Annotated in this window: 19 protein-coding genes; 2 read left to right on the top strand and 17 right to left on the bottom strand. The window is 70.3% G+C overall.

The window, feature by feature from the left end:
- Position 1 precedes the first annotated feature (1 nt).
- The 14 genes from narI to GPZ80_RS01765 all read right to left on the bottom strand — a co-directional run bounded on the left by narI (position 2) and on the right by GPZ80_RS01765 (position 16948).
- Positions 2-763: a respiratory nitrate reductase subunit gamma gene (narI, locus tag GPZ80_RS01830; RefSeq protein WP_187217971.1), complete on the bottom strand. Its 762-nt coding sequence runs from the start codon at positions 761-763 to the stop codon at positions 2-4.
- Positions 760-1401 carry a nitrate reductase molybdenum cofactor assembly chaperone gene (gene narJ, locus GPZ80_RS01825; RefSeq protein WP_187217970.1) on the bottom strand — a complete coding sequence of 214 codons (642 nt, stop codon included), beginning with the start codon at positions 1399-1401 and terminating at the stop codon, positions 760-762. Before narJ ends, narI begins: the two co-directional genes overlap by 4 nt.
- A complete protein-coding gene (narH, locus tag GPZ80_RS01820) occupies positions 1398-3092 on the bottom strand; it encodes a nitrate reductase subunit beta (protein ID WP_187217969.1) in 1695 nt (564 codons plus the stop codon). The genes narJ and narH overlap by 4 nt, the downstream gene beginning before the upstream one ends.
- On the bottom strand, positions 3092-6793 hold the full coding sequence (locus GPZ80_RS01815; RefSeq protein ID WP_187217968.1) for a nitrate reductase subunit alpha: 3702 nt from the start codon (positions 6791-6793) through the stop codon (positions 3092-3094). Before GPZ80_RS01815 ends, narH begins: the two co-directional genes overlap by 1 nt.
- 106 nt (positions 6794-6899) lie before the next feature.
- Positions 6900-8060, bottom strand: a complete 1161-nt coding sequence (locus GPZ80_RS01810) for a nitrate/nitrite transporter (RefSeq protein WP_222718820.1) — start codon at positions 8058-8060, stop codon at positions 6900-6902.
- A gap of 250 nt (positions 8061-8310) precedes the next feature.
- Positions 8311-8511 (bottom strand): hypothetical protein, encoded by a 201-nt coding sequence (locus GPZ80_RS01805; RefSeq protein WP_187217966.1) that lies wholly within the window; start codon positions 8509-8511, stop codon positions 8311-8313.
- A 95-nt stretch (positions 8512-8606) separates the two neighbouring features.
- Positions 8607-10100, bottom strand: a complete 1494-nt coding sequence (locus tag GPZ80_RS01800) for a hydrogenase large subunit (RefSeq protein WP_187217965.1) — start codon at positions 10098-10100, stop codon at positions 8607-8609.
- Complete coding sequence (locus GPZ80_RS01795; protein WP_187217964.1) at positions 10097-11611, bottom strand: proton-conducting transporter transmembrane domain-containing protein; 1515 nt, start codon at positions 11609-11611, stop codon at positions 10097-10099. The genes GPZ80_RS01800 and GPZ80_RS01795 overlap by 4 nt, the downstream gene beginning before the upstream one ends.
- On the bottom strand, positions 11611-12267 hold the full coding sequence (locus GPZ80_RS01790; RefSeq protein WP_187217963.1) for a hypothetical protein: 657 nt from the start codon (positions 12265-12267) through the stop codon (positions 11611-11613). The genes GPZ80_RS01795 and GPZ80_RS01790 overlap by 1 nt, the downstream gene beginning before the upstream one ends.
- 11 nt (positions 12268-12278) lie before the next feature.
- Complete coding sequence (locus GPZ80_RS01785) at positions 12279-13226, bottom strand: respiratory chain complex I subunit 1 family protein (RefSeq protein ID WP_187217962.1); 948 nt, start codon at positions 13224-13226, stop codon at positions 12279-12281.
- Positions 13223-15235 (bottom strand): proton-conducting transporter transmembrane domain-containing protein, encoded by a 2013-nt coding sequence (locus tag GPZ80_RS01780; protein ID WP_187217961.1) that lies wholly within the window; start codon positions 15233-15235, stop codon positions 13223-13225. Before GPZ80_RS01780 ends, GPZ80_RS01785 begins: the two co-directional genes overlap by 4 nt.
- The gene (locus tag GPZ80_RS01775; RefSeq protein WP_187217960.1) at positions 15232-15714 is read right to left on the bottom strand and encodes an NADH-quinone oxidoreductase subunit B family protein; all 483 of its coding nucleotides are present in this window, start codon (positions 15712-15714) and stop codon (positions 15232-15234) included. Before GPZ80_RS01775 ends, GPZ80_RS01780 begins: the two co-directional genes overlap by 4 nt.
- A gap of 72 nt (positions 15715-15786) precedes the next feature.
- Positions 15787-16122 carry an ArsR/SmtB family transcription factor gene (locus GPZ80_RS01770; protein WP_187217959.1) on the bottom strand — a complete coding sequence of 112 codons (336 nt, stop codon included), beginning with the start codon at positions 16120-16122 and terminating at the stop codon, positions 15787-15789.
- Between the two features lie 130 nt (positions 16123-16252).
- Positions 16253-16948, bottom strand: a complete 696-nt coding sequence (locus tag GPZ80_RS01765; protein WP_187217958.1) for a hypothetical protein — start codon at positions 16946-16948, stop codon at positions 16253-16255.
- A 231-nt stretch (positions 16949-17179) separates the two neighbouring features.
- Here GPZ80_RS01765 and GPZ80_RS01760 point away from each other — a divergent pair, with 231 nt between their 5' ends.
- Entirely contained in the window at positions 17180-17755 is a 576-nt protein-coding gene (locus GPZ80_RS01760) for a TetR/AcrR family transcriptional regulator (protein ID WP_187217957.1), read from the top strand.
- A 90-nt stretch (positions 17756-17845) separates the two neighbouring features.
- Here the strand turns inward: GPZ80_RS01760 and GPZ80_RS01755 are convergent, their stop codons facing one another.
- The 3 genes from GPZ80_RS01755 to GPZ80_RS01745 form a co-directional block, all read right to left on the bottom strand.
- Entirely contained in the window at positions 17846-20557 is a 2712-nt protein-coding gene (locus tag GPZ80_RS01755) for a cation-transporting P-type ATPase (protein ID WP_187217956.1), read from the bottom strand.
- Complete coding sequence (locus tag GPZ80_RS01750) at positions 20557-21390, bottom strand: universal stress protein (protein ID WP_187217955.1); 834 nt, start codon at positions 21388-21390, stop codon at positions 20557-20559. The genes GPZ80_RS01755 and GPZ80_RS01750 overlap by 1 nt, the downstream gene beginning before the upstream one ends.
- Before the next feature lie 61 nt (positions 21391-21451).
- On the bottom strand, positions 21452-21676 hold the full coding sequence (locus GPZ80_RS01745; protein WP_187217954.1) for a hypothetical protein: 225 nt from the start codon (positions 21674-21676) through the stop codon (positions 21452-21454).
- A gap of 180 nt (positions 21677-21856) precedes the next feature.
- On the opposite strand from GPZ80_RS01745, the gene GPZ80_RS01740 reads away from it, so the two are divergent.
- A complete protein-coding gene (locus GPZ80_RS01740; protein ID WP_187217953.1) occupies positions 21857-22243 on the top strand; it encodes a hypothetical protein in 387 nt (128 codons plus the stop codon).
- The last annotated feature ends 59 nt before the right edge of the window (positions 22244-22302 follow it).

Below are 22302 nucleotides of genomic sequence, written 5' to 3'. Positions count from 1 at the left end.
GTCATCGCACGCGCTCCCACCCGCGCCGAGGGGGTCGGCTGCCGAGCTGGGTGTCACGGCTGCGGTAGACGATGTAGGGGCGGGTCAGGTAGCCCAGCGGCATGGAGAACACGTGCACCAGGCGGCTGAAGGGCCAGAACGCGAACAGGGCCCACGCCGCGAGCGCGTGCAGCTGGAACCCGATCGGCGCGGCCCGCATCAGCATGGGCTCCGGCTGGAAGTAGAAGATCGAGCGGAACCACGGTGAGACCGTCTCCCGGTAGTCGTGGGGGTGGTCGGTCAGGTTGCCCAGCACGGTGGTGCCCAGGCCCAGCACGATGGTGCCGACCAGCAGCACGTACATGACCTTGTCGTTGCGGGTGGTCGCGGAGAACACCGGGCCGACGGTGCGCCGCCGGTAGACCAGGATCGCCGCCCCGGCCAGCGTGCAGAACCCGGCCAGGACACCGAGAACGACGGCCACGACGTGGTAGGCGCTCTCGCTCACCCCGAGGGCCTCGGTCCACGACTTGGGGATGAGCACCCCGCCGACGTGGCCGAGCGCGACGAGCAGGATTCCGAAGTGGAACAGCGGACTCCCCAGGCGCAGCAGCCGGTTCTCGTAGAGCTGGGAGGAGCGGGTGGTCCAGCCGAACTTGTCGTAGCGGTAGCGCCAGATGTGTCCGACCACGAACACCGCGATCGCCACGTACGGCACGACGACCCACAGCATGATGTCGAGCGTGGTCGGCGCCGTGACGCCGGTTTCCTGAGCGGCGGTCATCGGGCGCCTCCCTGTGCCTGCGGCATGTACTCGGGCGGCGCGAAGGGCGCGAGGCCGACTTCCTCCTCGGGTGGCCCTTCGGCGGCCAGACGGGCGACGGCTTCGTGTTCGCGTTTACCCAAGGGCGGCAAGGTCGCGGTCACCGACTCCAGGACGTGCGCCCAGGGCGAGCCGGTCTCGCGCAGGCCGATGCGGATCAGTTCGAGCCCGGCGCGGTGTTCGATCATCAGCCGCGGTCCGGTGACCGGGTTGCCGGTGGCGGCGAACTCCAGCACGACCGCGAGGTGGTCGGGCAGTTCGCTGTCGCCGAGTTCCAGGCCTGCGGCCCGGTAGGCGTGTTTGAACCGCAGCAGCGCCATGCCGCGTTTGCGGGTGTCGCCGTAGGCGAAGTAGGTGAGGTAGGGGCTGAACCGCTTGCGGTGGTCGAACGTGGCCACGTAGTCCGCGGCCAGGTCGATCAACGGTGTGGCCGACACGTGGTCCAGGAACGCGTTCAGTGGTGCGGCCAACGCTGTGGGCAGCGTCGCGGTCGCGGCCCGCAGCAGCGCAAGCCGGTCGACGAGTTCGTCGTCGGGATAGCTCATGAGAAGGGACTGGGTTTGCCACGCGGTGGCGCAGTCGGCTTCGGAGAAGGTCATGGTTTCGGGTCCACTTCCGCGGCCGGGTCGCCGCCGCCGGGCTCGTCCATCGGTGGGAACAGTCCTTCCGGGCGGCCCTTGCCGTCCCAGTTGAGCAGGTTGACCCGGCTGCCCTTGTCCTCGGGCGCGGCCATGGTGTCGCTGGTCTGCCGGTCGCGCAGCATGCGGAAGTTCTCCACCGCGATCGGCGATGCGCCGCCGGAGCTCTCGCCGAACGGCCCGGAGCCGCCCATGCCGGGGCCGCCCTCGTAGTCGAGGCTGCACTCGGTGGCCAGTTCCTCCAGCCCGTGGGCCTGTTCGGCGTGGGCGGGCGGGATGACGTAGCGCTCGTCGTATTTGGCCAGCGCGAGCAGGCGGAACATGTCGTAGATCTGCTCGCCGGTCATGCCGACCTTCGCCGCGATCGCCTCCTGGGGTTCGCGGCCGAGGTTGATGTCGCGCATGTAGGAACGCATGGCCGCGAGCCTGCGCAGCACCGCGTTGACCGGCTCGACGTCGCCCGCGGTGAACAGTTGCGCCAGGTACTCGACCGGGATGCGCAACGCCTCGATCGCGGCGAACAGGTTCCCGTGGTCCTCGGCGTCGTGGCCGGTGTCGCGCACGATGTCCACGACCGGCGACAGCGGCGGGATGTACCAGACCATCGGCATGGTGCGGTATTCCGGGTGCAACGGCAGCGCCACGCGGTAGGTGTTGATCAGGGAGTAGATCGGGGACCGCTGGGCGGCCTCGATCCAGTCGCGTTGGATTCCCGCCCGTTCGGCCTCGCGGATCACCGCGGGGTCGTTCGGATCGAGGAAGACCTGGCGCTGCGCCTCGTAGAGGCCGGTCTCGTCCGGTGTGGACGCGGCCTCCAGGACTTTGTCCGCGTCGTAGAGGATCAGGCCGATGTAGCGCAGGCGGCCCACGCACGTCTCGGCGCACACGGTCGGGAGTCCGACCTCGATGCGGGGGAAGCAGAAGGTGCACTTCTCCGCTTTGCCGGTGCGGTGGTTGAAGTAGACCTTCTTGTACGGGCAACCCGACACGCACATCCGCCAGCCCCGGCACCGGTCCTGGTCGACCAGCACGATGCCGTCCTCGCTGCGCTTGTAGATAGCGCCCGAGGGGCACGAAGCGGCGCACGAGGGGTTGAGGCAGTGCTCGCAGATCCGCGGCAGGTAGAACATGAAGGTCTGCTCGAACTCGAACTTGACCTTGTCGGCGATGCCTTTGAGCATCGGGTCCTTGTGCCCGTTCTCGGACGCGCCGCCGAGGTTGTCGTCCCAGTTCGCCGACCAGGTGATCTTCGTGGGTTCCCCGCTGATCAGCGATATCGGCCGGGCGACCGGGGTGTGCTGCTGCGCGGGGGCGCTGATGAGGTTGTCGTAGTCGTAGGTCCAGGGTTCGTAGTAGTCGTCGAGGGCGGGCAGCTTCGGGTTGCTGAAGATGGTCAGCAGCTTGCGCAGCCTGCCGCCGCCCTTGAGCCTGAGCCTGCCGCGCTTGCCGAGCTCCCACCCGCCGCGCCAGCGCTCCTGGTCCTCATAGCCGCGTGGATACCCTTGTCCGGGGCGGGTCTCGACGTTGTTGAACCACACGTACTCGACACCGGAGCGGTTGGTCCACGCCTGCTTGCAGGTCACCGAGCAGGTGTGGCAGCCGATGCACTTGTCGAGGTTCATCACCATCGCCATCTGGGCCATGACGCGCATCAGTACTCGACCTCCTGGCTCCGGCGCCGGATCACGGTGATCTCGTCGCGCTGGTTCCCGGTCGGCCCGAGATAGTTGAACGCGAAGCTGAGTTGCGCGTACCCGCCGATCAGGTGGGACGGTTTGATCATCAACCGGGTCAGCGAGTTGTGGATGCCCCCGCGTTTGCCGTTGGTCTCGCTGCGCGGCACATCGATCAGCCGGTCCTGCGCGTGGTGCATGTAGACGGTGCCCTCGGGCATGCGGTGGGAGACCACGGCGCGGGCGACCACGATGCCGTTGCGGTTGACCGCCTCGATCCAGTCGTTGTCCGCCACCCCGATCTTCACCGCGTCCAGTGTGGACATCCAGATCGTCGGCCCGCCGCGCGAGAGGCTGAGCATGAACAGGTTGTCCTGGTACTCGGAGTGGATGGACCACTTCGAGTGCGGCGTCAGGTACCGCACGGTGATCCCGAGCGGACCCTGCTCGCCGATGCGTGGCTCGTCGAACAGCGCGGTCATGTCCAGCGGCGGCCGGAAGACCGGCAGGTTCTCGCCGAGTTCGGATATCCAGTCGTGGTCGAGGAAGAAGTGCTGCCTGCCGGTGAGGGTGTGCCAGGGCTTGAGCCGCTCGACGTTGATCGTGAACGGCGAGTACCGCCTGCCGCCGGTCTCCGAGCCCGACCACTCCGGTGAGGTGATCACCGGGACCGGCGCGGACTGGGTGTCGGCGAAGGTGATCTGCTTGCCCTCGTGTTCGGCGGCCAAGTCCGCCAGCTGCGTCCCGGTGCGTTGTTCGAGGGTGCGGAAGCCCTGGGTGGCGAGGTGGCCGTTGGTGGTGCCGGACAGGGCGAGGATCGCCTCGCAGGCGTGCACGTCGCGCACCAGCGACGGGCGGCCGTCAGCGGGTCCGCCCCGGATCGCGCCGTTCTTGTGCTTGAGGTACTCGACCTCCCGCTCGACCCGGAAGGTGACGCCCTTGGTGGTCGCGCCGAGCGAGTCGGCCAGCGGGCCGAGCGCGCCCATCTTCGCCGCGATCGCGGTGTAGTCGCGCTCCACGACCGTCAGTCTCGGCATCGTCACACCGGGGACTGGCTCGCACTCCCCCGCTTTCCAGTCGCGCACCACACCGTGGGGGTTGGCCATTTCGTCGGGGGTGTCGTGCAGCAGCGGGGTGGCGACAACGTCCTTGCGCGTCCCGAGGTGTGTCTCGGCGAGTCTGCTGAAGGCCTCGGCGACGGCCTGGAAGGCGGCCCAGTCGGTGCGGGTCTGCCACGGCGGGGCGATCGCGGGGTTGAACGAGTGCACGAACGGGTGCATGTCGGTGGTGTTGAGGTCGTGTTTCTCGTACCAGGTCGCCGCGGGCAGCACGACGTCGGAGAAGACGGTGGTGCTGGTCATGCGGAAGTCCAGTGACAGCAGCAAGTCCAGCTTGCCGACCGGCGCCTCGTCGTGCCACACGATGTCCTTCGGGCGCGACTCGGGTGGGGTCTCCTCGGCGCGCAGCGAGTTGTCCGCGCCCAGCAGGTGTTTGAGGAAGTACTCGTTGCCCTTGGCCGAGGACCCGAGCAGGTTCGCCCGCCAGACGGTGAGCACCCGGGGGAAGTTCTCCCGGGAGTCCGGGTCCTCACAGGCGAACCGCAGCCGCCCGGCCTTCAACTCGCCCGCCACGTGCTCACCGATGGGGGCACCGGCCCGTTCGGCGTCGTCGGCCAGGTCCAGGGGGTTGCGGTCGAAGGTCGGGTAGGACGGCATCCAGCCCATCCGGGCGGACTGGGCGATCACGTCGGCGGTGGTCTTGCCCGCCAGCTGCCCGCCCGCCGTGGCGGCTGCGAGGGTGTCGGCGCCGAAGCGGTCGTAGCGGAACTGGTCGGTGTGCAGGTACCAGTAGGCGGTCTGGATCATCTGCCGCGGCGGTCGCGACCAGTCCAGTCCGAACGCGAGCTGGGACCAGCCGGTGATCGGGCGGCACTTCTCCTGACCCACGTAATGGGCCCAGCCGCCGCCGTTGACGCCCTGGCAGCCGGTCAGCGTGGTCAGCGCCAGGAACGACCGGTAGATGGTGTCGGAGTGGAACCAGTGGTTCGTCCCGGCCCCCATGATGATCATCGACCGGCCGCGGGACTCCTCGGCGTTGGCCGCGAACTCCCGTGCGATCCGAGCCGCGGCCTGTGCCGGGACACCGGTGATGGCCTCCTGCCACGCCGGCGTGTAGGGCTGCCCGGCGTCGTGATACCCGCTGGGCCACACCCCGGGCAGGTCGTCGCGGCGCACGCCGTACTGGGCGAGCAGGAGGTCGAAGACTGTCGTGACCAGGTGTTCCCCGACCCTGCGCGCGGGCACTCCCCGGCGCAGCACGGCCGCCGAGCCGGCCGGGGCGTCGAAGCGTGGCAGGTCCACGAGGACCGACTCGCCGCCGTGGACCGACAGCAGTGGGTCGACGTCGCCGAGGTCGAGGTTCCACCGCCCCATTCCCTGCTCGCCGTAACGGAAGCCCAGGGAGCCGCCGGGCACGACCGGGTCGCCGGTGGCCGAGTCGAGCAGCACGGTCTTGAACGCCGCGTTGTCCTGATCGGCATGACCGGCGAGGTCGGCGGCGGTGAGGAACTTCCCCGGCCGGTGGGCGTCGCCGTGCTCGTCGAGCCGGACCAGGAACGGCAGGTCGGTGTAGCGCTTGACGTAGTCGGTGAAGTACGGCACCTGACGGTCGACGAAGAACTCGCGCAGGATGACGTGGCCCATGGACATGGCCAGCGCGCCGTCGGTGCCCGGCCGGGCGGGCAGCCACTCGTCGGCGAACTTGACGTTGTCGGCGTAGTCCGGCGCGACGGCGATCACTTTCTGGCCGCGGTAGCGAGCCTCGGCCATCCAGTGCGCGTCCGGGGTGCGGGTCACCGGCACGTTCGAGCCCCACATGATCAGGTATCCGGCGTCCCACCAGTCGCCGGACTCGGGCACGTCGGTCTGGTCGCCGAACACCTGCGGCGAGGCCACCGGAAGGTCGGCGTACCAGTCGTAGAAGGACAGCATCGTCCCGCCGAGCAGCGAGACGAACCGGGCGCCGGAGGCGTGCGAGACCATCGACATGGCCGGGATCGGGGAGAACCCGGCGATCCGGTCGGGTCCGTAGCGCTTGATCGTGTGCACGTGCGCGGCGGCGATCATCTCCGTCGCCTCGTCCCAACTCGACCGGACCAGCCCGCCCTTGCCGCGGGCGGCCTTGTAGCGGCGGGCCCGCTCCGGGTCCTCGACGACGTCGGCCCAGGCGAGCACCGGGTCTCCGGTGCGGGCTTTGGCTTCCCGGTACATCTCGAGCAGGACGCCGCGGACGTACGGGTAGCGGACCCTGGTGGGCGAATACGTGTACCAGGAGAACGCGGCACCTCTCGGACACCCACGCGGCTCGTACTCGGGGCTGTCCGGGCCGACCGACGGGTAGTCGGTCTGCTGGGACTCCCAGGTGATGATCCCGTCCTTGACGTAGACCTTCCACGAGCACGACCCGGTGCAGTTCACCCCGTGGGTGGAGCGCACGACCTTGTCGTGGCTCCACCGGTCCCGGTAGAACTCGTCGGCCTGCCTGCCACCGATCTGGTGGAGCGTGCGAAGATCCGGGGACACTTCCGCGCGACTGAAGAACCGGCGCGTGCGCACCAGGGCCTCGGTCAGTTCGGTGTCCAGACCCGCGACTTGGGAACGGGGGTCGGTTTCAGTGCTCACGAGCAGGCTCCTCTGGCGGTCACAGTCAAGGCTGAGTCCACAGGGCCATTACGACCCTAGTGGCGTTGCGGGCGGTTCGCAGATCACCGACCAGGCGCAAGCCCGGTCACTGATCGTGCGCGAGCACGGCCCGCCGGACCGCGGTCGAGGTGAACACCAGGGTGGCGAGGGCGACCACAGCCAGTGCGGCCAGCCCGAGCGCGTAGGAGCCGAACGCGCCGTACAGCGCGCCCATCAACAGCGGTGGGACGAATCCGCCCAGCCCGCCCGCGGCCCCGACGACCCCGGTGACCGAGCCGACCTTGTTCGGCGGGGCGAGCAGGGCGACCAGCGCGAACACCGCTCCGCTGCCCGCGCCGAGCGCGGCGGCCATGGACAGCAACGCCACGGTCCCCAGCGGCATGAGCGGCGGGGTGAACGCCTGCACGGCCGCGCCCACAGTCACCACGGCCAGGCCGGACGTGAGGACCCGCACCGGGCCGAACCGGTCGGACAGCCAACCGCCGACCGGCCGCATCAGCACCGCGAGCAGCACGAACCCGGCCATCCGGTTGGCCGCGTCGGCCTGGGTCAGTGCGTAGGCGGTCTTGAGGTAGGCGGGCAGGTACACGGAGAACGCCACGAACCCACCGAACGCGACGGCGTAGAGCACCGAGGCCTGCCAGGTGATCGGCAACCGGACGGTGTCGGCCAGGCGGCGGAGCATCGACTGGGTCGGCACCACCCGTCCCGGGGCGTCGCGCAGCAGCAGCGCCGCCGCCACCGCGTAGATCGCCAGCACCACGGCCGTCACCAGGAAGGGGGTCTTGAGTCCGCCTCCGTCCACCAGTTTGACGGTGGTCAGGGCGCTGATCGCGGTGCCGCCCATGCCCGCGCCGAACACACCGATCGCCAGCCCGCGCCGCTCGGGTGGGAACCAGGCGTTGACGAACGGCACCCCGACCGCGAACGAGGTGCCCGAGATCCCCAGGAAGAACCCGCCGACGAGCAGTCCGCCCAGCGAGGTGTGCCCGGCCAGCCCAAGGAACAGCACCGGCACGATCGTCGCCGCAGACACGAGCGGGAACATCACCCTGCCGCCGAACCGGTCGGTCAACGCCCCGACTGGGATGCGCCCCACCGAGCCGACTATCACCGGAACCGCCACGAGCAACGCCTGTTGGAAGGCACTCAAGCCGAGCGAGTCCTTGAACAGCGGACCCAGCGGGCTCAGCAGCGCCCAAGCCCAGAAGTTCAGGGCGAAACCCAGGGTGGCGAGGGCGAGCATCCACATCCGCCGAGTGGTCGTCGGAGGACTTCCCGGGGTCGGTGGCACCGGCACGCCTTCGGCGTGGACCCCGGTCGGCCTGTGGTTCGTCCTGTGGTTCGTCGTGGTCATCGTCGTCCCGACTCGTCGTCGCACTCTGGTGTGTCCAGGATGCGAGGCGCCGCGACGGACGAGTAGAGATCAACGAACCAGAACCGCAGGGACTAACGTCCCAGTCCCATTCGGACGGTGGCCGGTCGTGCGCGCGCGGTCAGTCTCCGTAGACGACGGGTTCCAGCACGGCGGGATCGATCCAGCCGTCGGTGTCGATGTCGTTGCGGGCGGCGATGTCCAGCAGGTCCTCCAGCCGCGCCTGGTAGAGGTGCGCGGCGTAGTCGTGGCCGCCGCGCTGGGCGTCGGCGATCGCCAGGGCCACATCGTCGACGCGGCCCCGCAGAGTCGATCTGAACATGCTCGTCGCCTCCACTTTCCGAACGGGGAGATTCCATCATCTTCATATTTGAAGAACTTTGCAAGTGTTTTCGGTGCGATGATGCCCACTGCCTACTACAGGTCGTTGCCCGCGTAGGACAGGTTGAAACTCTTGTTGACCAGCGGGAAGTCCGGGACGATCGTGTCCGCCAGCGCGACCGGCAGCGCGGGCCAGTTGAAGAAGCTCGGGTCGGCGACCTTCACCCGCGACAGCGTGCCGTCGGCGGCGATTTCGACCCGGTGCACGATGGTTCCCCGCCAGCCCTCCACGATGCCCACTCCCGAACGGCCCGCGCCACCGCTCGACGCCGACTCGGCGGTCGGCCCGCCGATCGCGTCGGCGAGAGCGGCGATCATCGCGATCGAGGTGGTGATCTCCTCCGCTCGGACCAGGAAACGGGACAGGACATCGCCATCGGTGTGGGCGTGCTCGACACGGTTGGACTCGCCCGGCAGGAACGGGTGGTCGTGCCGGGCGTCGACGGTCAGTCCGCAGGCTCGGGCGACGTAGCCGAGCGTGCCGAGGTCGGCGGCCTGCTCGCGGGTGAGCGGGGCGGTGCCGGTGAACCGGTCGCGCACCACGCTGTGATCCAGGGCCAGGGTGGCGATCTCAGCCATGTCGGCGCCGACGGCGGCCAGCGCCGTCGGGTCGGGCAGGGCCCGCACCCGCGCCCCGCCGGGGCGAATCGCGCCACGCAGCAGGCGATGACCGGTCACCTCGTCGTTGATCCGCAGCAGCCGCTCGCGCACCCGCTGGGCGTGGACGTTGAGGATGCCGTGGCCGACATCGTTGCACAGCGCGCCCAGGTCGGTGACGTGGTTGTACAACCGCTCCAGTTCCAGCAGCACACCCCGGATCCGTTGCGTGGCGGCGGACACCGCGTCGCCGCGGGCGTCCTCGACGGCGAGGCAGAACGCCAGGGTGTGCCCGACCGAGGTGTCGCCGCTGATCCGCTCGGCCAACTCGACACCCCGCTCCGGCGTGCGGCCGTGGAACAGCTTCTCCAGTCCTCTGTGGACAAACCAGAGGCGGGCCTTGAGGTTGAGGATGGTCTCCCCCACCACGGAGAACCGGAAGTGCCCCGGCCCGATCATGCCCGCGTGCACCGGGCCGACAGGGATCTCGAACACACCGGGACCTTCGACCGTTCGGAAGGGGTACGGCCCGTCGACGTCGCCGAAGCCCGGCGGGTCACCGGCGTCGGCGAGCATCGGGTACCAGCCCGCGGGCCAGTGGAAGTGCCGGACCAGGCGACGCGGCAGCGGGTGGTCGTCGGCGACGATGCCGAACAGGTCGCGCATCTCCCGCTCGAAGCGGCCCGCGGCGAACGACAGCCCCGCCAGGCTGGGCACGTGCGGGTGGTCGCGGTCGAGCGGGACGTGCAGTTCGACGCGCCGGTCCGGGCGCGGCGCGGTGAACAGGTAGACCGCGCGCAGCCGGTCGGTGTCGTCGTGGCCCGCGACCAGGGCGACCCGGAATCCTTGGCCCAGCAGTGCCTCCGCCAGCCCCGGGAGTTCCTCCGGGGTGATGGTGCGGGCGGTGCGGCGCTCGCCGACCGGGGTGCTCATCGGACTCCCATGGCGGTGTCGGCGGCCAGGTCGATCAGGGTGGTGAGCGGGCCGGTGGCGATCCCGATCAGCGCGCACGCGAGCAGGGCCGCGCCGATCGCGACCGCGGTGGTCGCGGGCAGACTCGAGGTGTCGGTCGTGTCGGGGGGTTCGCCGAGCAGCATGCGGCTGGTGTGCGACACCAGAGCGGCGGCGATCACCAGGACGAGCACGAGCGCGGCGGCGGTGGCCCAGCCCAGGCCCGCGGCGAATCCGGCGCGGACGATGCCCAGTTCGCTGGCGAAGACGCTGAACGGCGGGAACCCGATCAGCGCCAGCACACCGAACCCGAACCCACCGGCGAGCAGCGGCTGCCGGGCGGCCAGTCCGCGCACCCCGTCGACGACCAGCAGACCGACCGACCCCGGATTCGCGGTCACCGGCTGGGCTTGCGCCGCGATGCGGCTGGTTCCGGTGACTTGCAGGATCCGGCCCGCGCCGACGAACAGCGACGCCTTCACCAGGCCGTGGCCGAGGATGTGCAGCAGCACCGCGGCCAGCGCGAGCGGAGTGCCGATCGCCGCGCCAAGGGCGACCAGTGCCATGTGCTCCATGCTGGAGTACGCGAGCAGCCGTTTGTAATCGCGCTGCGCGAGCAGCAGTGAGGCGGCGACGGCCAGCGAGGCGATGGCCATCACCGCGAGGAGGGCACGGGCGAAGCCCGCGCCGAGTGCGACGTCGGAGATCACCTTGACTCGAAGGATCGCGTAGCCCGCGACCGAGAGCAGCACCCCGGACATCAGCGCGGACACGGGGGCGGGCGCCTGGGAGTGCGCGTCGGGCAGCCACGCGTGCAGCGGGGCGAGGCCCGCTTTCGTTCCGAATCCGATGATCAGCAGGACCACGGCGATCCGGGTGACGTCGCCGTCCAGGCCCGCCGCCGCGGCGCCGAGTTCGGCGAGGTCAAGACTGAGTGGCCCGCCCGCGGCGTGGCGGGCGGCGTGGTTGAGCACGATGATGCCCAACAGGGCCAGCGCGATCCCGGTCGAGCAGATCACCACGTACTTCCAGGCGGCCTCGACACCGGCCCGGCTTCGGCGCTGCCCGACGAGGAAGGCCGTGACGATGGTGGTGGCCTCGATCGCGACCCACAGCAGGCCGAGGTCGGCGGCGAGCACGGCCATCGCCATCGCGGCGAGGAACAGGTGAACCAGCACGCTGTGCCGGGTCGCGGTACGCGCGGTGTCCCGCCCGGCGGTGATCTCGGCGCGCAGGTGGGCGGGGGTGGCGACAGCGGCGATGAGCGCGACCGCGCCGATCACGATGAGCATGAACGCCGAGAGCGCGTCGATTCGCAGCGGACCGGCGTCGTGGGGGCCGGTGGTCACCACGGACATGGCTGCCACGACACCCAGGCTGAGCATGGCCGCGGCACTCCCCACGCCAAGCCACACCGTGGAGCGGCGCCACCCGGCCAGGGCGAAGACCAGCGCGGCGAGTAGCGGTACGAGGATCGGGGTGAGGATCATCATCAATCACGCAACTCCCGCAGGCCGTCGAGGTCGGTGTCGCCGAAGGCCTCCCGCATGCGGGTGGTCAGCAGCTGCAGGACGAGCACGGCGAGCAGCACGTCGAGTGACACGCCGATCTCGACGGCAAGGTCGATGCCCGCGGTGGTGAGGAACCCGACCGCGGTGATCCCGTTGTCGAGCAGCAGGAACCCGACGACCTGCGAGAGCGCGCGGCGGCGGGTCACGAGCACGAAGAACCCGATCAGCACCACGGCCACACCGACTGGGATCGCCCGGGTGGCTGGTGAGGGAGCCAGCGAGACCAGCGGCGCGGACACGACGTAGGCCAGCATCATCAGCACGGCGGCGGCCAGCAGCGAGGCGGCCACGTTGACCAGTGGCGCGGTCTCCCGCCGCGCCGCGACCGCCAGGGCCCGGCGCAGCAGGTACGGCAGCACGCCCGCGCGCAGCACGCCGATCCCGACCGCGATCGCCCACAGCTCACCGGAGTCCTCGTGCGCGGCGAGGACGGCGACCAACCCGGCCAACGCGAGGCCCTGCAACGCGAAGACGCGCACGATCACGGCGAGTTCGCGCCGCCAGAGGATCAGCACGGCGGTCAGCAGCATCGCGCCCGCGGTGAGGTCCACCAGTTGCGTGAACAGGGTCTCGTTCACCGATTCTCCTTTCAGGCCAGGAAGAACGACGCCGAGACGGCCAGCAGGGACAGCAGGAAGGACCCGGCGAGCAGCTCCGGGACGCGGAACAGGCGCAGCTTCGCGAGGAAAACCTCCGCGGCGGCGAGCAGCGCCCCGAGGACCGCGATCTTGACCACCAGCGCGAGGACCCCGACCAGCAGCGCGAGCGGCGCGGCCGAGGTCGCGATCCCCCAGGGGGCGAACAGGTTCGCGAACAGGCCGAGGAACACCGTCAGTCGCATGGCCGAGGCCAGCTCGACGAGCGCCAGGTCCGGACCGGCGTACTCGAGGGTCATCGCCTCGTGCACCATCGTCAGCTCCAGGTGCGTGGCCGGGTTGTCGACCGGCAGCCGCCCGGTCTCCGCGACGATCACCACGACCAGTGCCACCGCGGCGAGCAGGCTCACCGGCGAGACGACCCGCGCGGGATCGTTCAGGGTCGAGGACACGATCGCGGCCAGGCTGGTCGACCCGACCGGAACCGACAGGGCGAAGATCGCCACCAGCAAGGTCGGCTCGACCAGTGCGAGGATGGTCATCTCCCGGCTGGCGCCCATCCCGCCGAACGCGGTGCCGGTGTCGATCGCGGCCAGCGCGAGGACGGCCGTGCCCAGGGCGAGCAGGGCGACCACGGCGAACAGGTCGGCCACGGGATCGGCCGCGGACGCGGTCGTGACGAAGGGCGCGACCACCGCGACCACCAGGGTGGTGGCCACCAGGACCAGTGGCGCGACCCGGAACAGCTCGCTGGTGCCCCGCGGGGTGATCGCCTCCTTGCCGACCAGTTTGCGCAGGTCGCGCCACGGCTGCAGCACGCCCGGCCCGACGCGCCCCTCCAGTCGGGCCCGCACCTGCCGCAGCACGCCGACCAGCAGCGGAGCGCCGCCGACGATCAGGACCGGCTGGATCACCCCGCCGATCAGGCCCAGGAGGGTCATCTGGTCACCGCCAGCAGGATCAGCAGACCGCACAGCGTGTAGAAGCCGTAGCCGAGGTAGCGGTGCACGCTGCCGGTCGCCAACCGCGTGCCCGCCCGGCCCCACGCGGCCACCGCGGCGAGCACCGGTTGGTAGAGCCTGCGCTCGACCCGGTCGGGCACCGCCCGCCGGTAGGCCACCGCGCGCACCAGGTACCGCGACTCCTCGAAGTGGTCCACGTCCACGTCCTGCTCGGGCGCCAGAACATCGTCGAACACCCGTTGCAGCGGCTCGGCGAACGACGTCGCCGTGTATTCCATCCGCGCGGAGAGGGGACCGCCGCCGCAGTCCCACAGCCGCGCGGTCCGGCGCGCCCGCCGCGCGGCGACCGCGCGAAGCACACCCAGCGACACCACCGCCGCCACCAGGAGACCCAGGGTGATCATCAGCGGTGACAGCGATCCGGCGACGCCCGCGAGACGAATCGTGACCGTCCCGGTCACGGCGGACGCCTCACCACCCAGCGCGACACCGGAGGCCGCACCCACCGCGGGCAGGACCAGCGTCGGCGCCAAGGCGAGCACCGCGCAGGCCAGACCCGCCAGCCCCATCCCGGCGAGCATGGTCGGCGGGCTCTCATGGGCCCGCGCCGCCGCCTCACCGCGCGGCTTCGCGAGGAAACCGACACCGAACGCCTTGACGAACGTCGCCACCGCCAGGCCCGCGGTCAGCGCGACGGCGGCGACCGCCACCGGCATCACGATCGCGTCGGCTCCGCCATCGGCGGGCAACCCGTGGATCAGCGCCTGCAGCAGCAGCCACTCCGAGACGAACGCGGTCCCCGGCGGCAGCGCCGAAGCGGCCAGAGCACCCCAGCCGAACGCCGCCGTGGTCACCGGCATCCCCGCGCGCAGGCCCCCGAGTTCGTCGAGGTCGCGCGTACCGGTGGCGTGCAGCACCGAGCCCGCCGCGAGGAACAGCAACGACTTGAACGCCGCGTGGTTGAGCACGTGCAGCAGCGCGGCGGCCAGCGCCAACCCGCTGAGGACCCGGTCGCCGAAGGCAGCGAACAGCCCGGCGGCGCCGACCCCGATGAGCACCAGCCCCAGGTTCTCCGTCGTGGAGAAACCCAACAGCCGCTTGAGATCGGTGCTCATCGCGGCCTGCAGGATCCCGTACACCGCCGACACCGCGCCCAGCGCCAGGACCAGCAGCCACCACCAGCGCGGACCGCCGCCGAGCAGGTCGAACCCGACCCGCACGATCCCGTAGACACCGAGGTTGACCATCGCCGCGGACATCAGCGCCGAGACATGGCTCGGGGCCTCCGGGTGCGCGCGCGGCAGCCAGGCGTGCAGCGGCAGGATTCCCGCCTTCGACGCGAACCCGGCCAGGGTCAGCAGGAACACCAGTGCGGCGACCGAGGGCGAGACCTCCGCTTCGCGCAGGGCCGCGAAGTCGTCGCCCGGGGCGTGCGCGGCGAACACGAGCAGTCCACTGAGGATGGTGACGAAGCCGAGGTGGGTCATCACCGCGTACCAGCGGGCGGCCGAGGCCACCGCCGGTCGGCGGCGGTGCTCGGCGAGCACCAGCAGCAGCGAGGTCAGCGCCATAAGTTCCCAGAAGACCAGCAGCGTGCCCACCGAGGACGCGACCGGGACCAGCAGCATCGCCACCACGAACAAGGGAAAGACCGCCTGCACCAAGCGGGAATCGAGGCCGTGGCGGGCGTAGGAGACGCCATACACACCGCAGGCGACGGCGACGCCGCCGGTGACCGCGACGAACAGCGCGCCCAACGCGTCCAGCGTGAGCGACACCCCCGACAGTGGCAGCAAGCCCGGCGCGGCAAGGGAAAACGACTCACCGGTGAGCGCGGCTCCCCCGGCCAGGAGCGCGGCCACCCCAGTCGTCGCGGTGCCGATACCGACCAGGGTCGACCGGCTCCGCGCGGTGGCGAGCGCGCCGATGATCGCGGTGAGCGCGCCGATGGACACGGCGGCGCCGAAACTCGAAGCGGCCAGGTTCATCTGCCGGTCAGCTTCCGCAACCCCTCGACGATCGCCTCCGGCCGCGGTGGGCACCCGGCGATCTCAAGGTCCACCGGGACGACATCGGACACCGGCCCGACCACCCCGTACGCGCCGGCGAAGACACCGCAGTCGCGGGCGCAGTCGCCCACGGCGACCACCAGCTTCGGGGCCGGGACGGCCTCGAAGGTGCGGCGCAGCGGCTCTGCCATGTTGCGGGTCACCACACCGGTGACCAGCAGCGCGTCGGCGTGCCGGGGCGAGGCCACCAGCCGCGCGCCGTAGCGCTCCGCGTCGTGGACCGGCCCGAACGCCGAACCGATCTCCACCTCGCAGCCATTGCATGACCCGGCGTCGACATGCCGGATCTGCACGGAGCCGCCCAGCCCCGCCGCCGCCTCGACCCGGTCACCAGGGGCAGGCGGCGCGGGCTCGGCGATCCGCCCGGTTCGGCGGATCTTGCGCCAAAGACCCAGCATCGGCACTCCTCGTCAGGGTGCGACCACCCCCGCCGGGCGGGCGAGCCAAGGATCAGCGGGGATGGTCGCGGCTCATGAACCCCGCGCCGTGCGCAGGTCCTCCAGTAGCTCCATTTGTCCGGAAAGGACACCGGTCAGGATTTTGCGTGCGACGGCCAACAGCTCGGCCACATGCGGGCTGGTCAGCGAGTAATAGACGGTCGATCCTTCTTTGCGCGTGGTCACCAGCCCGGCCCGGCGCAGCACGGCGAGCTGCTGCGACAGGTTCGACGGCTCGATGCCCATCTCCGGCAGCATCTCCGCCACCGCGTGCTCGCGCTCGCTGAGCAGCTCGAGCACCCGGATGCGAACGGGGTGGCCCAGCGTCTTGAAGAACTCCGCTTTCAGCGCGTAGAGGGGCTTGCTCATGAGCACCCCTCCTCGCCGGCAGGCGAATGCCGCGTTGTCGTCATGGCCGCGATCCTCCCTGGCCCGAGCCCATGACGATGCGGCGACACCCTGTCATCATGCTTCTTCAATTGCCAATCTTAGCAAGTCATCAAGCGATGGGGGTCGTGGTGTCACTCACTCGTCGGGGCGAGATGGCCGGGTTTCCCCGCAGCGTCCGCACGGTCAGCGGCAGGAAGCCCGTCGCGGTGACCAGCGCGCCGATCGTCATCCAGTTCTCGGTTCCGGCGAAGGCGAGAATGAGGGCGTTTCCGGTGATGACGGCGATGGCGGACCACCGCGACAGAAGGCCGCCGCGGGTGAGCGCCGAGGCCAGGACGATCAGTCCGACGAAGACCAGCACGGACAACCCGGTGGACACCAGGAGCACGCCTTGCACCGTGGTCAGCGCGCGCACCACCGGGCCGAGATCGGCGATCTCGTCGGGGGAGACCGAGCCGACGACCGGGAAGGACAGCCAGGCACCGAGAACGCCGACGAAGTACACCGCGCCGATGGTGGTCAGCGCGGCCCCGATCACGGCCCGCCACGGCGCCGCCCGGTAGAGAAGGAAGGCGAGATACAGCACCGCGGCGATGATGACGGGCATGGCCGCGTAGATGAAGTAGTGCGGCAGGAGCAGGTACCGGAATCCCCCGTCCGCGCCGGTGATCGTCGCCAGGAACTGCTCGGCCGACGAGGACTTGCCCGAGCCGGTGTAGGGCGAACTGAGGTCGAAGGTGAAGAAGTCGCCGACGCCGCGGTAGTTGAGCGCCCAGCCGATCGCCAGCCCCAAGGGCCCAAGCACCAGCGATACTCCGCCGACCGCTCGCACCACGCGGTCCACAGTCCTTGTCCCGCCACTGTCCACAATGTCCTCCGTGTCATGCGCGCCGGTGAATTCGGGACGATCGTCCGGTAATGGACGCTTGTCTCATATTCGAGTATTCTTGGCGGCAAACGCGCAGGTCAATCCACAGATCGCCGGTGTAGTGCGCTACCGGACAGAAGCGGGAAAGTGTCCAGCGTCGGAGGTTCGATGCGACAGGCCAAGACAGACCGCCGTTCGCGGCGGACTCAGCAGCTGCTCATGCGCGCGCTGATGGATCTGCTGCGCCGCAAGCGATACCACGCGATCACGGTGCAGGACATCGTCGACGAGGCCGATGTCGGCCGCTCCACCTTCTACGCGCACTTCACCGACAAGGACGACCTGCTGGTCGACGGCGTCCACCGAATGCTGGCCGGTCTCGACGAGGAGGCAGGCGAGCCGGACATCGCCTGCCCGTACCCGACAGCGGCGCTGCTGCGTCACCTCGGCGACGAGGCCGACCTCTACGCCATCCTGGCCAAGGACCGCGGGCTCGCGGTCTTCCTCACCGCGATGCAGGAGCACATCGCGGCCACGCTCACCGCCCGCCTCACCGCCCGCCTCGGCGACGACGTCACCCCGTCGATTCCGCCCGCGCTGCTGGCCGCCCTGGTCGCCTGCATGCTTCTCACCTCGATCCGGCTCTGGATCGAAGGCGGCCTCACCCTGCCCGTCGAGACGGTGGACCGCATGTTCCACACCGCCGCCACCGCGACCATCGACGCCGGTCTGCGGCCCCGCTGAGGTCGGAAACGGCCCGAGCCGCACCGGATAGTGGCAGGCGCGCCGGTGTCGCCGCGGCGGTGAGTCCTCCGGCTTCGTGTCGGTCGGAACCTATGACCGCGGCCGCCGCAGCCACTTGTCGGCCGCGACCACGAGGCTCGCCGCCGCGGCGATGGCCAGGATGCGCAGCCAGGCCGGTCCACCGATGGGTGCGGTGCCGAACAGGGTGTTCATGGCGGGCAGGTAGGTGATGGCGAGTTGCCCGATCGCCTGGACGGAGACACCGACGATGATCCACCGGTTGGTGAACAACCCGATCCGCCAAGCCGAGCGCGTCAGTGAGCGGCAGCTGAACAGGTAGAACGCCTCCACCACGACGAACAGGTTCATCGCCGCGGTGCGGGACTCGGCCAGGGTCGCGCCGTGGGCGAGTTCCCATTCGAACAGCCACCACGAGCCCGCGACCAACAGGGTCGACACCAGCATGATCCGCGCTATCAGCCCGCCGGTGAGCAGCGGCTGATCAGGGTCGCGGGGCGGCCGGGTCATGATGGCCGGTTCCTTCGGCTCGAACGCGAGCATCAGCCCCATCGCGACCGCGGTGGTCATGTTGATCCACAGGATCTGGGTGGGCAGGATCGGCAGGGCCGTGCCGAACACGATCGCGGCGAGGATGACCAAGCCCTCACCGATGTTCGTCGGCAGGGTCCAGGTGATGAACTTCGTGAGGTTGTCGAATACGCCGCGGCCTTCCTCGACCGCGGCTTCGATGGTGGCGAAGTCGTCATCGGTGAGCACCATGTCCGCGGCGTCCTTGGCCACCTCGGTGCCGGTCTCGCCCATCGCCACGCCGATACCCGCCTGGCGCAGGGCGGGGGCGTCGTTGACCCCGTCGCCCGTCATGGCCACCACGTGGCCGCGGGCTTGCAGCGCCTCGACAAGGCGGAGCTTCTGCTCCGGGGACACCCTGGCGAACACACTCGCGCGGTCCGCGGCCTCCGGGAAATCCTCGGCCGGTATCGCGGCCAGGTCGGCGCCGGTCAGCACGACGCCCTCGCCTGGGTCGCGGCCGTCGAGCAGTCCGACCTCGCAGGCGATGGCGGTGGCCGTCGCGGCGTGGTCACCGGTGATCATCTTGACCGCGATGCCCGCCGTGTGGCAGGCGGCGACCGCGGCTTTCGCGGCGGCCCGGGGTGGGTCGAGCATGGCCTGCAACCCGGTCAGGACCAGACTTCCCGGCACCGCTTCGTCGGCGAAGTCCTCCGGGCCGCCCACGGTGCGCATCGCCGTGGCGAGCACCCGCAGGCCCCGTGCCGCGAGTTCCTCGGCGGCGCGCAGCACCCTGTCACGCTGGAGCGGCTGGATGGCGCCGTCAGGGCCCATCTGTGCGCCGGACAGGTCGAGCATCCGCTCGACGGCGCCCTTGGCCAGCACCACGTGGCCCGCGGTGTCGGTGTCGCGGTGCAGAGTGGCCATGTACCGGCGGTCGGAGCTGAACGGGATGGTCTTGACTCGTGGCACGAGGTGCGTGACTCGCTCGGGGCCGAGTCCGGCTTTGGCGGCGACGACCAGCATCGCGCCCTCGGTGGGATCGCCGACGACCTCCCAACGTCCGCCCCGTTCGGCGAGGGCGGCGTCGTTGCAGGCGGCGCCCGCCAACAGCGACCAGCGCAGCGACTGGTCCTCGGTCGCGCGGGCGCCGGTGTGGTCGTTCAGCGTTCCTTCCGGGGCGTAGCCGGAGCCGGTCACCTCACACCGACCGCCGGGGGTCCACACGATGCGCACCGTCATTTGGTTCTCGGTGAGTGTGCCGGTCTTGTCCGTGCAGATGACAGTGGTGCTGCCCAGGGTCTCCACCGCGGGCAGCCGTCGGATCACCGCGCGTCGCCGCGCCATCCGGGCCACACCGATGGCCAGGGTTATGGTCACCGCGGCGGGCAGGCCCTCGGGGATCGCGCCCACCGCGAGCGCGATCGCGGCGGTGAACGTCGCCACCGCGTCCTGCCCGCGCATCAGGCCGACGGCGAAGGTGATCGCGGCCAGGGCAAGGATGCCCACCGTCAGGATCTTGCTGAAGTGGGCGAGCTTTCGCGTCAGCGGTGTCGCCAGGGTCTCCGCGGCGCCGACCAGCCGGTGTATCTCGCCGAGTTCGGTCTCGGCCCCGGTCGCGACCGTGATCCCGAGTCCCCCGCCGGTGGTCACCAGGGTGCCGGAGTAGGTCATGTTGCGGCGGTCGGCCACCGGGGTCGCCCTCGACAGCACGACCTCGTCCTTGCGCACCGCCAGGGATTCCCCGGTCAACGCGGACTCGTCCACGCGCAGCTCGGTCGACCGGACCAGGCGCAGGTCTGCGGGAACCCTGTCACCCGCTTCAAGCCGCACCAGGTCGCCGGGAACAAGGTCGTCCGACGGCACGATCCGCTCGTGGCCGTCGCGGACGACTTTGGCCTGCGTGCGCGCCATCGACCGCAGGCTGTCCAATGCCGCCTCGGCCTTGTATTCCTGGATGAAGCCGACGAGCGCGTTGACCAGGACCACGCCGAAGATCACCGCGGAGTCGACGTACTCACCCAGCCCGGCGGTGATCGCGCCCGCGGCGAGCAGGACGTAGATCAGCGGGTGGTGGAACTGCCGCAGGACGCGCACCAACAGCCCGACGCCCGCGGTGGCGGGCAGGGTGTTCGGCCCGAACCGGTTCAGCCGCGCGTGCGCTTCGTGGGCGCTCAGGCCGCGGTGGGCGTCGGTTTCCAGCAGCAGCACCACTTCGTGGGCGGCCAGTTCGTGATGTGCCGCCGACGCCGGCGGCGAGGCGACACTGGTCATCAGGTTCCCATCCCGTGGGCGTGGGCGGGCGCCCGCTGTGGCGCGTCACCGGTGCAACCGACGATCATGACCGGACAGTGCGCGTGGCGGGCGCAGTGCGCGCTGGTGGAGCCAAGAAGCAGGTCGGCCACCTGGCCGCGTCCACGCGTGCCCAGCACGAGCAAGTCGGCGTCGGCACTGTGACGCACCAGCACCTCGGCGGCATGGCCGTGCACGACGACCGGGATGCCCTCCACACCGGTCGCGACGAACTCCGCGGCGATGAGGCGGTGGCCCCAGTCGATGAGCTGCTCGACCGTCGGCGTGAGCATTTCCGTGCCGAGGTGATCCCAATGCACCGCGTGGACAACTTCCAGCGCGGCGCCACGAAACCGGGCCTCCTGAGCCGCCACCCGCAGCGCTTGGTGGGAATGTTCGGACATGTCGACGCCCACGACAACCCGGCCGTGGACAGTGGTTCCGGGCCGGTCGGGGTGTACCACGACGACGGGGCAGGGTGCGTGCGCGAGACACGTGCGGCTGACTGAACCCAGCAGCAGACCCGCGACCGAGCCGCGAGAGCGTGATCCGACCACCAGGAGGTCCGCGCCGCGTGCGGCGGCTGCCAAGGCGGTGGCGGCGTCCCCGCGCCCACGGCGAATCGTCACCGGATACCCGCCGGTTGCCTCTTTGGAGAAGAACTCCGTCGCGGGAAGGCCACGATGGTCGACGATCGTCCACGCGACGAGTTCCGCACCGCGCAGCCGGGCTTCGCGTGCGGCCCAGGCGAGCGCCGCCGCGGCCGCGGGTGAGCCGTCGATCCCGACAATGACGCGGTGAGCTGTCGGAGCCATGTCAATCACCATCCTGAGTAGACACGAAGCGGCGAGTCGTCGGGCCCGAGATGGACCCGCGTCAGCCCACTCGCAGGGTGCGTTGTCCGGCGTCGACGAAATCCTTGGAGCCGTGGGCATGCGGGCCGGTGGTCGCGATGCAGACGGCACCGGCCGACGTGTCGTAGACGGCTGCGACGTGATGGCTGCGCGGACACCGCACGCTCAGCCGCCGGTGGTCGCCGCGGTGTGGTCGGAGTGCGGCCACCGCGGCCACCGCGCGCCGCGACCTGCTGAGGAGAGCCATGGCACCGACGCTAGGCGGGATCGTGATCGTCCACCGTGGCCGTAGGTCCCGAGGTGGCGGGACCTACGGCGTGGGCGACAAGACCGGTGAGATGGCTTCGGTCACCGCAAGCCGGGACGCAAGTCCCTGCCCGACCTCTTGGCGGCGGTGCAGAGTCGGCGTGAACCCCGGAGGTGGGCGATGGCCGTCACCTGGCGCGATGGAGCGAGCTCGGCGCTCGTGGCCGTGATCGTGGTCTCGTACACGTGGTACCAGAACACCGGATCCCTGTTGTTCGTGCGTGATGCGCGCGGCATGGCCGTGGTGGGTCTGGCCCTCGGTCTCACCGCGTGTGTGGTGGGTGCGAGGGTCACCGATGGGCACATGCCCGTGGCGCGGCTGGTGCTTGGCGTGCTCGCGATGATCAGCGGCGTGCTGACGCTGGTGGTCTCCGCCGAATGGTCACTGGGGCTGTTCATGTTGACCGTGATCACCCTCTGGCTCACCACCACGTTCCGCCACATCTCCGGGCGCCGTTCCACGCTCCCCTCGACGGAACCGGCGGATCGGGTCGAATCGGAGCGCTAGGCCGACCGCGATGGTCCCGGCAAGTCGGGTCCAAAGACCGTCGGACGCGACACCCCCGA

It is taken from the genome of Actinokineospora xionganensis, assembly GCF_014323725.1.
GTDB classification, from domain to species: Bacteria; Actinomycetota; Actinomycetes; order Mycobacteriales; family Pseudonocardiaceae; genus Actinokineospora; species Actinokineospora xionganensis.
The sequence above is the reverse complement of the archived record's forward strand: the minus strand, read 5'-3'. Positions and strand labels throughout refer to the sequence as shown.